General features: G+C 46.2%; 10 protein-coding genes. 9 read left to right on the forward strand and 1 reads right to left on the reverse strand.

The genetic code is table 11. The features are described 5' to 3' along the window. Positions 1–7 precede the first annotated feature (7 nt). The 7 genes from DC345_RS16390 (at position 8) to DC345_RS16420 (ending at position 6,178) form a co-directional block, all read left to right on the forward strand. A complete protein-coding gene (locus DC345_RS16390) occupies positions 8–772 on the forward strand; it encodes a sugar phosphate isomerase/epimerase family protein (protein WP_113053980.1) in 765 nt (254 codons plus the stop codon). Beyond that, on the forward strand, positions 765–1,847 hold the full coding sequence (locus DC345_RS16395; RefSeq protein WP_113053981.1) for a Gfo/Idh/MocA family protein: 1,083 nt from the start codon (positions 765–767) through the stop codon (positions 1,845–1,847). Before DC345_RS16390 ends, DC345_RS16395 begins: the two co-directional genes overlap by 8 nt. A gap of 180 nt (positions 1,848–2,027) precedes the next feature. Further along, on the forward strand, positions 2,028–2,996 hold the full coding sequence (locus DC345_RS16400) for a sugar phosphate isomerase/epimerase family protein (protein WP_024631039.1): 969 nt from the start codon (positions 2,028–2,030) through the stop codon (positions 2,994–2,996). Between the two features lie 24 nt (positions 2,997–3,020). After that, positions 3,021–3,749, forward strand: a complete 729-nt coding sequence (locus DC345_RS16405; protein ID WP_113053982.1) for a ThuA domain-containing protein — start codon at positions 3,021–3,023, stop codon at positions 3,747–3,749. Between the two features lie 322 nt (positions 3,750–4,071). Then, positions 4,072–4,368, forward strand: coding sequence for a winged helix-turn-helix transcriptional regulator (locus tag DC345_RS16410; protein ID WP_148661829.1), 297 nt, complete (start codon positions 4,072–4,074; stop codon positions 4,366–4,368). 167 nt (positions 4,369–4,535) lie between these two features. Then, positions 4,536–5,267, forward strand: coding sequence for a hypothetical protein (locus DC345_RS16415; protein ID WP_113053983.1), 732 nt, complete (start codon positions 4,536–4,538; stop codon positions 5,265–5,267). 197 nt (positions 5,268–5,464) lie between these two features. Next, a complete protein-coding gene (locus DC345_RS16420; RefSeq protein ID WP_063565665.1) occupies positions 5,465–6,178 on the forward strand; it encodes a hypothetical protein in 714 nt (237 codons plus the stop codon). 75 nt (positions 6,179–6,253) lie between these two features. Here the strand turns inward: DC345_RS16420 and DC345_RS16425 are convergent, their stop codons facing one another. Then, the gene (locus DC345_RS16425) at positions 6,254–6,970 is read right to left on the reverse strand and encodes a Crp/Fnr family transcriptional regulator (protein ID WP_076291848.1); all 717 of its coding nucleotides are present in this window, start codon (positions 6,968–6,970) and stop codon (positions 6,254–6,256) included. A 430-nt stretch (positions 6,971–7,400) separates the two neighbouring features. Between DC345_RS16425 and adhE the strand changes: the two genes are divergently transcribed. Continuing rightward, the gene (adhE, locus tag DC345_RS16430) at positions 7,401–10,013 is read left to right on the forward strand and encodes a bifunctional acetaldehyde-CoA/alcohol dehydrogenase (RefSeq protein WP_113053984.1); all 2,613 of its coding nucleotides are present in this window, start codon (positions 7,401–7,403) and stop codon (positions 10,011–10,013) included. Positions 10,014–10,592: 579 nt separating this feature from the next. Next, positions 10,593–12,851: a formate C-acetyltransferase gene (pflB, locus tag DC345_RS16435; protein WP_113053985.1), complete on the forward strand. Its 2,259-nt coding sequence runs from the start codon at positions 10,593–10,595 to the stop codon at positions 12,849–12,851. Positions 12,852–12,927: the final 76 nt, after the last annotated feature.

The raw sequence follows: 12,927 nt of genomic DNA on the forward strand, positions 1-12,927 counted from the left end.
CCGGTAAATGTTGAAGGTTGGATTACAGCTATATACGGTACGTGATGAACTGGAACGCGATTTCAAAGGTACACTTGCTAAGGTTGCAGAGCTTGGATATCAAGGTGTGGAGTTCCATAACTTTTACGGGCATAGCCCGGAAGAAGTAAGGGCCATTCTGGATGAATTTGGTCTGGAGATTGTTGGTACCCATGTTCAGTACAATAGTCTGCTTGAGGATCTTGATGGCGTGATCGCTTATCACAAAGCCATCGGAAACAAAAACCTGATTGTGCCTTATCTGTCGGAAGAACAACGGCAATGGGATAACGTATTTGCTTCCCTGAATGAGATTGGCGAGAAGTGTGCAGCTCAGGACATGGTGTTAATGTATCACAATCATGATTTTGAATTTACAGAGCAGGTTGAGGGGCAGCCGGCGTTATACGCGATGTATGATACCGTAACCGCTTCCCATCTGCAAGTGGAGCTGGATTCGTGTTGGGCTCACGCCGCAGGATACCCGCCAACGGAAGTCATCGCGAAGTATGCGGGACGTTTGCCACTGGTCCACTGGAAAGACATGCGCCGTTCAGAAGGTCAAGTCATTACAGTGGAATTCGGTCAAGGCGAGGTAGATTTGGGGGCTGTAGCTACAGCGTCAGATCAGGCGGGAGCCGAGTGGCTTGTTGTGGAACAGGATGTATGTCAGAATCCTCCACTGCAAAGCATCGAGAGCAGTATGAACTGGATTAGAAAATATGCCGCTAATGGAGGACTTGTTCATGTCTAAAGTACTTAATATTGCCATCGTTGGTTGTGGCGGAATCGCCAAAGGTAAACATATGCCCAGCCTGTCCAAACAATCTAAAGGCCGTATGGTCGCTTTCTGTGACATTGTGAAAGAACGTGCGGAGGAGGCAGCAGCCGAATTCGGTGCTGAGGGAGCCAAAGTATATACGGATTATAACGAGATGCTGAAGGATGAAAGCATCGATGTGGTACATGTGTGTACACCAAACGACTCCCACTCCGTGATCACGGTCGCTTCTCTTGAGGCGGGCAAACATGTAATGTGTGAAAAGCCAATGGCGAAGACGTCTGCACAAGCGCAGGCTATGCTGGAAGCCGCACAACGTACAGGCAAAAAACTGTCCATTGCGTATCAGAACCGATTCCGCAATGACAGCCAATACCTGAAACAAATGTGTGAAGAAGGCGAGCTGGGCGATATTTATTTCGGTAAGGCAATTGCACTTCGCCGCCGTGCTGTCCCTACCTGGGGTGTGTTCCTTGATGAGGAAAAGCAGGGCGGAGGACCGCTGATTGATATCGGTACGCATGCATTGGACCTGACTCTTTGGCTGATGGATAATTACAAGCCGAAGAGTGTAATGGGCTCAACTTTCCACAAGCTGGGTCAACGTGAGAATGCGGCCAATGCTTTTGGTCCGTGGGACCCGGAACAATTCAAGGTAGAGGATTCTGCATTTGGTTTTGTGACGATGGAGAATGGGGCTACAATTATTATCGAGTCCAGCTGGGCACTGAATGTTGCTGAGTTCGGCGAAGCCAAATCACTGCTTTGCGGAACAGAAGGTGGCGCGGATATGCAGGATGGTCTGCGTATCAATGGCGAGAAACGCAGCCGTCTGTTTGAAACCAAGGTAGATCTAGACGCTGGCGGGGTTGCTTTTTATTCCGGTAGCGCAGAAAATGAAGCGGATCGTGAAGCTAGAATGTGGCTTGAAGCGATCATCGAAGACAAAGATCCAGTTGTAAAACCTGAACAAGCTATCGTGGTTACTCAGATCCTTGAAGCGATCTACGAGTCTGCTCAAACAGGCAAAGCGGTTTATTTCGACTAAACCGACCGGGTGTCATTTCCAATGAAATAACCAGTATTCTTACGTTTAATTTCAGGATAGAATAGCTCTTGATTTTCCACAATAATGATACAATCATGTGATCTGAACGGTATATTTATGCAGTTCATTGTTCATAAAACCAGCAATTAATATGATATTTATTCTAGGGAGGAATCGCACTTGAAACTCGGCGTATTTTTGGTACTATTCGGAGGACGTAAATTGGAGGATGCACTCGACTATGTTGCATCCAAGGGCTTGAAAGCAGTAGAAATCGGAACTGGAGGACATCCAGGGAATGCTCATTGTAAACCGGATGAGCTTCTGAGCAACCCGACAGCATTGAAAAACTTCAAAAATGCAGTAGAATCCCGCGGTCTGACCATCAGCGCATTGAGCTGTCACGGTAACCCGCTTCACCCGCAAAAGGATATTGCGAAAGGGTTCCACGATGATTTCGTTAAAACGGTAGAACTGGCTGAGAAACTGGAAGTACCTGTTGTAAATACGTTCTCCGGATGCCCGGGAGACCATGAGGATGCCAAATATCCAAACTGGCCTGTTGCACCATGGCCGAATGACTTCCAGGAAGTTCTTAAATGGCAATGGGACAACAAAGTTATCCCTTACTGGACAGAGTGGGGCAAGTTCGCTGCAGATCACAATGTGAAAGTGGGTCTGGAACTGCACGGTGGATTCTCGGTGCATACACCAGCTACTTTGCTGAGATTGCGTGAAGCAGCAGGCGAAGTGATTGGCGCTAACTTGGACCCAAGCCACATGTGGTGGCAAGGTATCGATCCGGTACAAGCAATCCACATTCTGGGACGTGAAGGCGCGATTCATCACTTCCATGCGAAAGATACAACTATTGATCCGATTAACGTGAATAAATATGGCGTAACGGATATGCAGGATTATACAAACATGCTTGATCGTGCTTGGCAATTCCGCTCGGTCGGTTATGGTCACGATAACAAGACTTGGGCTGATATTATTAGCGCTCTGCGTCTGGTTGGATATGATTATGTCGTAAGTATTGAACACGAAGATGGTCTGATGTCGGTAGAAGAAGGATTCTCTAAAGCTGTGCAAAATCTCCAACAAGTATTGATTGAAGAGCCGCTGGGAGATATGTGGTGGGTTTAGAGTTACACTAGGGGGAAATTGAATATGATTAACGTCACCATTTGGAATGAATTTGTCCATGAGAAAATTCACGATGAAGTAAGGGAAGTCTATCCAGACGGTTTGCACATGGCGTTGGCAAACGGACTGGGAGGGGAAGGCTTTGCCATTCGCACTGCAACACTTGATCAGCCTGAGCATGGATTAAGTGATGAGGTGTTGAATTCTACAGATGTGCTTATATGGTGGGGACATATGGCGCATGATCGCGTGAGCGACGAGATTACACAAAAGGTTGCACAGCGGGTCCTGGATGGTATGGGGTTAATTGTGTTGCACTCCGGTCACTTCTCCAAGCCATTCAAAGCACTGATGGGCACAAGTTGTGATCTGAAATGGCGTGAAGCTAATGAGCAGGAGATTATCTGGTGTGTAAATCCGTCCCACCCAATAGCCGAGGGTATTAATAGCAAAATTATTCTGGAAAAAGAAGAAATGTACGGGGAATTCTTCGATATTCCAGTGCCTGATGAGCTTGTGTTTGTAAGCAACTTCCAAGGCGGAGAGGTATTCCGGAGCGGATGTACGTTCCTCCGCGGTTCAGGTAAAATTTTCTATTTCCGTCCAGGTCATGAAACGTACCCAACCTTCTACAATCCGGAAATTTTAAAAGTGATCAGCAATGGCGTGAAATGGGCATATCCTGCTCGCAACGTTAAGCCTGAATTTGGCTTCAGCGAACCGGTAAGACCACTTGGTAACGTACTGGTTTAAGATGCAAATTGGCTGTGTGATCGCATAAAATAAACGATATACCAAAGAACCCTTCTCCAAGTCATCTATGACTGTGGCAGCTGGGTTCTTTTTGGGTAAGATAGCTACATGGGAGTTAGCCGATATTTTCCCATGGTTCCGTTGTCCCATGTGATGTATACTGAGTTGTATCATCGAAGTTGGGTTATGCCTCTAAAATCTTAACTTTTTAGCGGCAGACGTTTTCTTTGAGACTTAAATATGTTATTATGAAATATACTAACTAAACGTAAGTTGAGTGATCTCTAAAGAGGTGATTAATGTGGAAGGCCAAGATCTGCGGATGTGTCCGCGCTTTGAGACGGCGTTTTCTTTTCTGGGTAAGCGCTGGAACGGTCTGATTATTCAAACGTTGATGAGTGGTTCGAAGAGATTCAAGGATATCTCCAACCTGATTCCATCAATGAGCGATAAGATGTTGTCAGAACGGATGAAAGATCTGGAAAGCGAAGGAATTCTGATCCGTCATGTCTATCCGGAGACGCCAGTTCGTATTGAATATGAACTGACAGAGAAAGGCAAGGCGCTACAGCCTGTTATGAATCAAATTCAAGACTGGGCAGAGCAGTGGGTTGAGTAGTAACAGCTTCCCCGACTCAAACTAAAGGAACTGTTTGGATAAAGGCTCTTGGTTTCCAGTGGAAATCAGGAGTTTTTGTCTTCAGGGTCCTGCACATGTTGTCGCGAGTTGTAGTATAATTGTAAATAAAATGGCCGCAGGCGGCCGGAGCGAGGAGGCCACTTGTCATGAGAGAAGAAAGCTTATCCCGTGAAGTACGCTACGGCAAGCAAGATATTGCAGAACTTGAGAGCGCATCCATCCAGGTACATTTAATCTACAAAAAAGCTGCGGAGCTATTTAAACGAACTTCATATTCCGCGTCGGTTAAGGATGATGTTGCAGGAGAGAAGACTCATTCCACGAATAACAATGGTCAGGTAATGGCTCCGGCGGTACTGCAAAAATGGATTCAGACAGCAAGAGGCTGGAAATGTATCGGATGTGAACTGAGACAACCCAATTCTATCGGTGTACAGACTGAAGCCAACTTTCATGAAGAACGTGTGTATCTGGATGTGGGCGAAGGTCGTTTTGTTCAAGCGGAGATGCTGATTCAGGCGATTGTATGGTCACAATATGAGAAGATCCGCCTGTTCGCACCTTGGCTGGGTGATGATACCTTCTACACTGTACAGGAGCTGGATGTGATTGCCCGTTATATTGTACCTACCTATTTCTCCGAACGGCCGTTGCATGAGCAGGGTAAGGTATCCAAGGTACACCATTCATCAGGTCAGATTCCGCTCTACCAGGAATATGTGGATGCACCTTCGTTCTGTGTACAGGTGGACGGTGGATTACTTGAAGGGCGTTTGCTGACAGGCGTTTATGTGTCGGAGGAACAGTTCTTTGGGCTCAATCCGTATCTGAAGGATGGAGACGGAGGCCGTACCTACATGCAGGCTTGTGTCCAGTAACCATGCTACTGAATAGTGCTTAATGATAATTAGGAGCCAAAGGGCCTGCTTGCAGGCTCTTTGTGCTGTACAAACCAGTTATGGACGCTGCTGGATGAAAAGTAACGGCATTGACACTTTTTTTGCATGAATTTTGTGCCATAATAGAGGTTATGGACAACAGGGTGAATGATTTTACGCAGGGTGGTGTTACCTACATGAAGAAGAGAATCCCCGGTTACATAGGTATATGTCTGCTTATTCTGGTTATATTAGCCGGGTGTAGCGAGACACAGCCTTCCGAACAACCAATCGTTAAAGAGACCGAATCGCAGAATACGATCACTGTGGCAGTGGATGGCAGCACTTTTTTGCCTGACGCAACGAAGTCCATTAAGAGAGATTTTAGTGAAGGTCTGACGCTCAAAAAAGCACTGTTGAACAGTGGACTTGTCGATTTTACAGCAGATGGAAAACGGATCCAATCCGTGGGGGAAGTTTCTCTGGATTCCTCACTTAGCTGGGCAGTCAAACTGAATGGCAAGGATATTGACCCCGAAAATTGGGACATGGAGCTTCATGTCAAAGATGAAGTAATCATATATGTAAAAGCCGCTGACAGTGGGGGAGACGATGTTGTTTACCAAACAACATTACTCAAGGTGAGCGGTGGAAATATTATGCCAAATCTCAATCGTCAATATGCCGGGGTGTATGTTCAGGAATGTACTGTGCGTGATGTATTGAAGTCCAGTGGGATTGTAAGAATGTCAGAGAACAACAAATTCGTTGTTTCCGTTGAAAATGTAATTCCCCGAATGAACCAACGCTGGATGATCATGGTGAATGATAAGGAACTGATGGAAAACGGTTTGGACATGAAATTGAATCCACGTGATGCAGTAAAGCTCGAGTTAACTACTGTATCTTAAGTATAACAAAAGCCCAATCTTCGTTATAGAAGATGGGCTTTTTTCATATCAAATGTTTAAAAGTCGGGGAAAGCGTCAGATTCGGCAAATCTCGTTAGGACACAATTCGCAGTGGCAGATGCCCTGCAGCATGTGCAGATCTTTGATAACAATCATGCCGTTATCGTATTCAATAGCGTCTTTTTTACGCAGATCGCTTAACATGCGGTTGACACTTTCACGGGTCGCTCCAATCATATTGGACAGATCCGTGTGTGTTATTTTTTTATGGATCATGACATGCTCTCCGTGGGGCTCGCCGTAGGAATTGGACAATCGAATTAGGGTGGAGCAAAGTGCGCCCGGTTTACCATATAGCATCAGATCACGGAATTTGGTCTGGGTCAAACGGTGATGTATGCCCATCCATTTCATAAAGTCGATCGCAAAGTCACAATGTTGGCAGATCAGCATCTCCAGGTCTTTATGCTCCAGTACACCAATCTCACTATCCTCCAGCACTTCCGCCGAAAAGCTGTGTTTCGATCCGAAGAACGGATCAGCCTGCCCAATCATATCACCGGATTGATACATGTACATAATCAGTTCCTTGCCTTCATCCGTGGATTTGGTGATCTGGGCACGGCCCCGTTTCATATAATAAAGTTTGTCAGAGACATCTCCTTCCCAATACAGATGGGTTCCTTCCGGATAGGTTCTGTCCTTCATCGTTACGAGTAGATGGTTGAAATTCGCTTCCGAGAAACAGTTGGTATTTCCACGTTTTTCCAGTACACTCAGTTGTTCTCTCATAAGTCTATCTCCCCTTTGTGTCCATCGGACGGCCTTCTGCAGCTTGGATTGGCCCCCGTGGTTCGCCGCAAACCGTTGCCGTCCTGATCAGGGTCATCTCTCGGCCGGGAAGGACGGTGCAAATTGCGGTGGTTCAATTTTTAAGTTCAGTATATACCTTATCTTGCCGTTTGAGGGGCATGGAAAGGGGGCAAAAATGGCGAAATTTCAAACATTGTGATTAAATTCACTTTCGAAAGGAGAGGATGAATCTGACAGCTATATATTTTAAATAGGAAGTGTAAATGGCTAAGTGAGGAACACTAAAAAACTTAAATTAAATTTGTTATACTTTGTGAAAAAAATCACATAATTAACTCTTTCCCCATGATACGATGTGAATGTAAAGAAGAGAGACAAACCAATACGAACCTTTAGGAGGATGAGGGAGATGGCTGTAAAGAACGAAGTCGCCCCAGTAAAAGAACCGACAGCAGGTCAGTATATTCAAACGTTAATTGACAAAGCGAATAAAGCACATGCAGCATTCATGTCCATGGATCAGAAACAGATTGACCGCATCGTGCAAGCGATGGCGCTGGCAGGTCTGGACAAACATATGATGCTCGCCAAAATGGCTGTGGAAGAAACAGGTCGGGGTGTGTATGAGGATAAAATCACCAAAAATATATTTGCAACAGAATATGTATATCATAGCATCAAATATGACAAAACAGTAGGTGTTATTGAAGATAATGAGTACGAGAGCTTCCAGAAAATTGCGGAGCCTGTCGGCATTATCATGGGGATTACCCCGGTAACGAATCCAACATCCACCACGATGTTCAAAGCACTGATTTCCATCAAAACGCGTAACCCGATCATCTTCGGTTTCCACCCATCTGCACAGAACTGTAGCCGGGAAGCTGCCAAAATTTTGCGAGATGCTGCAGTGAAGCATGGAGCTCCAGCGGATTGTATCCAGTGGATTGATGATCCTTCCATGGATCGTACAAACGCACTGATGAATCATAATGATGTGGCGCTCATTCTGGCAACAGGCGGATCAGGTATGGTACGGGCCGCATATAGCTGTGGTAAACCGGCACTGGGCGTAGGGCCAGGGAACGTACCTTGCTTTATTGAGAAGAGCGCAGATATCAATCAAGCGGTAACGGATCTGATTTTGTCCAAATCGTTCGATAACGGCATGATCTGTGCTTCCGAGCAAGCAGTTATCATCGAAGAACCGATCTTCGATCAGGTGAAAAAGAAAATGATCGCCAATGGCTGTTACTTTGTTAACAAGGATGAAGCAGCGAAACTGACCGCAGGTGCGATTAACGCTGAGAAATGTGCGGTCAACCCGGCAATTGTTGGTCAATCTGCAGTAAGCATTGCGCAAATGTGCGGAATCGAGGTCCCTGCTAACACCAAAATTCTCGTAGCAGAGATTGAAGGGGTAGGTACGAAATTCCCGTTGTCGGCTGAGAAACTAAGCCCGGTACTGGCTTGTTACAAAGTGAAAACGGCAGCTGAAGGGATTGAGCGTGCAGCAGAAGTGGTTGCTTTTGGCGGCATGGGTCACTCCTCCGTTATTCATTCGACGAATGAAGAAGTCATTGGCAAGTTCGCAGATCGCCTGCAAACCGGACGGATTATCGTGAATTCGCCATCCACACACGGCGCTATCGGTGACATCTACAACACCAACATGCCGTCTCTGACACTTGGCTGCGGATCGTATGGACGTAACTCGACTTCTTCCAACGTAACCGCTGTGAACTTAATCAACGTGAAAAGGGTGGCTCGCCGTACCGTGAATATGCAGTGGTTCAAAGTGCCGAACAAAGTCTACTTCGAAAAAGGTGCAACACAGTATCTTGCCAAAATGCCGGACATCACACGCGTAGCCATTATTACGGATGCGATGATGGTCAAACTCGGTTATGTGGAAAAAGTAGAGCACTATCTGCGTCAACGTCAAATGCCGGTAGCCATTGAAGTGTTCTCTGATGTCGAACCTGATCCATCCACAACAACGGTAGACCGCGGTACGGAAATGATGCGTCGCTTCCAGCCAGACTGTATTATCGCACTCGGTGGGGGTTCACCGATGGATGCTGCCAAAGCGATGTGGCTGTTCTATGAATATCCTGACACGGATTTCAATGACTTGAAACAAAAATTCATGGATATCCGCAAACGGATCTACAAATATCCACGTCTCGGCGTGAAAGCGAAATTCGTAGCGATCCCGACAACTTCGGGCACAGGTTCGGAAGTAACATCGTTCGCAGTTATTACAGATAAAAATCAAGGTAATACAAAATATCCACTGGCAGACTACGAGTTGACACCAGACGTGGCGATCGTCGACCCTGAGTTTGTATACACGCTGCCTAAAACAGCTGTCGCAGACACAGGTATGGACGTACTGACGCATGCGATCGAAGCGTATGTATCCGTTATGGCGAATGATTACACGGATGGACTGGCGATCAAAGCAATCCAGCTGGTATTCCAATATCTTGAGCAATCGGCACTGCAAGGTGACAAACTAGCTCGTGAGAAAATGCATAATGCTTCGACGATTGCCGGTATGGCTTTTGCCAACGCGTTCCTGGGCATTAACCACAGCTTGGCACACAAATGGGGCGGTCAGTACCACACCGCACACGGACGTACCAATGCGATCCTGATGCCGCACGTCATTCGCTACAATGCGAAAAAACCGACGAAGTTTGCATCGTTCCCGAAATATTCGCACTTTGTTGCAGATGAGCGTTATGCCGAAATTGCCCGTATTTTGGGATTGCCTGCACGTACGACAGAAGAAGGGGTTACCAGCCTCATCAATGCCATTCGTAAACTGAACAAAACATTGGGTATAGAAGAGTCGTTCCAGGACATTGGATTCGATGCCAAAGACTTTGAGGCACATGTCGATTATCTGGCAGACCGCGCATTCGAGGACCAATGTACAACAGCCAATCCAAAACTGCCGCTGGTGACTGAACTGGCTGATGTATACCGCAACGCTTTCTACGGCAAGTTTGAATAACAACTAAAGCAGCAGCATGATTCAGGCAGCTATAGTCAGGGTTCCCCGTAAGGGGAGCCCCGATTGCCGTCTTACCTGTAAAAAAAGGTATAACGGAATCCTTGCAGTTGCCTTTTTTAAAAGAGGTTACACGTAATCCGTGATGTTACTTTTTGAACCAGGTATTCACACGATAACGGAGGGGGCAGAAAAAACTGAAGAAGCGAAGCGCTCGCCTTTATCCCAGAATTTTACCCTTTGAAAAATATAATTGAAAAAATCCGGGGGTAACAGCGATCGGAAGTTGTTCTGCCCGCGTAGTGACTAAGTGTGAATTTTACAGGGTTCAATTTGAACACAGCATAGGTGAAGTGAGGATGGTCACAAACTTTGTGATAAAAATCACAGATGATGAAAGAACGAAGACGTATACTGAAAATGTAAGAAAAACATTCATCCGCGGTTCCGGTTCCCAAGTAGAGAGAACATGTTCCGGCTTACATGTGAAATTTATCACATTAATCGCGGCTCTGGGCACAGATGAGACGAGTGATGCATCCTGTCATGTGTCCGGAAATCCAAATTTGTGGAGGGATTACTATGTCGGTGATCGAAAAAGATGTCAAACAACAAACAGGCTGGAGAAACTTTACTAAAGGAACATGGACGAAATCCGTAGATGTGAATGATTTTCTGGCACGTAACTTATCACCTTACTATGGCGACGAAGCATTTCTTGCAGGTGCAACTCAGAATACGAAAGAGTTATGGGATATCGTCTCCGATCTGACCAAAAAAGAACGTGATAACGGCGGGGTACTTGATGTTGACGTAAACACGCCAGCAACGATTGTTTCTCACCAACCCGGCTATCTGGATAAATCCAAAGAACAGATTGTTGGTGTTCAAACGGATGCTCCATTCAAACGTTCCATTCAGCCATTCGGTGGAATTCGCATGATGATTGATGCTTGTGAAGCTTATGGTTTTGAAATGCCTCAAGGCGTCATTGATATATTTACGAACATCCGTAAAACACATAACCAGGGTGTATTTGATGCTTACACATCTGAAATGCGTGCAGCACGTAAAGCAGGGATTATTACCGGTCTGCCGGATGCTTACGGCCGTGGCCGGATCATCGGTGACTATCGGCGGGTTGCTCTGTATGGTGTGGACTTCCTGATTCGAAATAAAAAAGGAGAACTGAATGCACTTGAAGTCGATGTGATTGATGAAGATGTCATTCGCCTCCGTGAAGAACTGTCCGAGCAGATTCGTGCATTGCAAGAATTAAAACAACTGGGTGAAATGCACGGTTTCGATATTTCCTTGCCAGCCACAACTGCGAAAGAAGCGTTCCAATGGCTCTACTTCGGTTACCTGGCTGCGATCAAAGAGCAAAATGGTGCGGCGATGTCGCTCGGACGTGTTTCTTCGTTCCTGGATATTTACATCGAACGTGATTTGCAAGAAGGCTTGCTGACTGAAGAACAGGCTCAAGAACTGGTTGACCATTTTGTTATGAAACTGCGGATCGTCAAATTCCTGCGTACGCCGGATTATAATGAATTGTTCAGTGGAGACCCAACATGGGTAACTGAATCCATCGGTGGCATGTCCGTAAATGGAGAAACCCGTGTTACGAAAAACAGCTTCCGTTTCCTGCACACCCTGAACAATCTTGGTCCAGCACCTGAGCCGAACCTTACTGTACTTTGGTCTACCAAGCTTCCGGAAGCGTTCAAACAATACTGTACAAAAGTATCCATCGAAACGAGCTCCATCCAGTATGAAAATGATGATCTGATGCGTCCGATCTACGGAGACGATTATGGTATTGCTTGCTGCGTATCTGCGATGAAGATCGGGAAACAAATGCAGTTCTTCGGCGCTCGTGCCAATCTGGCAAAAGCATTGCTGTATGCAATAAACGGCGGTCGTGACGAGAAATCGGGAGCACAAGTTGGACCTGAATATCCGACGATCACAAGCGAAGTGCTGGAGTACAATGAAGTGATGAAACGTTTTAAACCGATGATGGAATGGCTCGCCAAACTGTATATGAACTCACTCAACGTCATTCACTACATGCATGACAAATACAGCTATGAGCGTATTGAAATGGCCCTGCATGACCGTGACATTGTACGTACGATGGCTTGTGGTATTGCTGGTCTCTCGGTTGCAGCAGACTCTCTGAGTGCCATCAAGTATGCGAAAGTCAAACCGATCCGCAACGAACAAGGCATCGCAATTGATTTTGAAATTGAAGGTGACTTCCCTTGTTACGGTAACAATGAAGACAGTGTCGATAGCATCGCCGTTGAACTGGTGGAAAGCTTCATGGGCATGATTCGCAAACACAAAGCGTATCGTAATGCGATCCCAACTCAGTCTGTATTGACGATCACATCGAACGTAGTGTACGGCAAGAAAACAGGTACAACGCCGGATGGTCGTAAAGCAGGCGAACCGTTTGCACCAGGGGCGAACCCAATGCATGGTCGGGACAAAAAAGGTGCACTGGCATCCCTTGGCTCAGTAGCCAAATTGCCGTACGAACACAGCCTTGACGGGATCTCTAACACATTCTCTATCGTGCCTAAAGCACTCGGGAAAGAGTCAGACACACGTAAATCCAATCTGGTTGCAATGATGGACGGTTATTTTGGTCAAGGGGCACACCATCTGAACGTGAACGTATTTGATCGTCAGCAGTTGATTGACGCGATGGATCACCCGGAAAACTATCCGCAGCTGACAGTACGGGTATCCGGTTACGCAGTTAATTTCATCAAACTGACACGTGAGCAACAACTCGATGTCATTAACCGGACCTTCCATGGTTCGATGTAACTCGGACTTAACTCAACGGTTCAAAGGAGTAGAAACTCCATATTAAACGCACAGCGGATGCGATACAGAAAGGAAG

The organism is Paenibacillus taichungensis (genome assembly GCF_003287275.1).
GTDB lineage: Bacteria > Bacillota > Bacilli > Paenibacillales > Paenibacillaceae > Paenibacillus > Paenibacillus taichungensis_A.

Bases quoted from the DNA above. Each gene is read 5' to 3' on its own strand.
- DC345_RS16410 (WP_148661829.1), top strand. From the start codon at position 4,072: ATGTGTCCGCGCTTTGAGACGGCGTTTTCTTTTCTGGGTAAGCGCTGG.
- DC345_RS16415 (WP_113053983.1), top strand. From the start codon at position 4,536: ATGAGAGAAGAAAGCTTATCCCGTGAAGTACGCTACGGCAAGCAAGAT.
- DC345_RS16390 (WP_113053980.1), top strand. From the start codon at position 8: ATGTTGAAGGTTGGATTACAGCTATATACGGTACGTGATGAACTGGAA.
- DC345_RS16425 (WP_076291848.1), bottom strand. From the start codon at position 6,970: ATGAGAGAACAACTGAGTGTACTGGAAAAACGTGGAAATACCAACTGT.
- adhE (WP_113053984.1), top strand. From the start codon at position 7,401: ATGGCTGTAAAGAACGAAGTCGCCCCAGTAAAAGAACCGACAGCAGGT.
- pflB (WP_113053985.1), top strand. From the start codon at position 10,593: ATGTCGGTGATCGAAAAAGATGTCAAACAACAAACAGGCTGGAGAAAC.
- DC345_RS16395 (WP_113053981.1), top strand. From the start codon at position 765: ATGTCTAAAGTACTTAATATTGCCATCGTTGGTTGTGGCGGAATCGCC.
- DC345_RS16405 (WP_113053982.1), top strand. From the start codon at position 3,021: ATGATTAACGTCACCATTTGGAATGAATTTGTCCATGAGAAAATTCAC.
- DC345_RS16420 (WP_063565665.1), top strand. From the start codon at position 5,465: ATGAAGAAGAGAATCCCCGGTTACATAGGTATATGTCTGCTTATTCTG.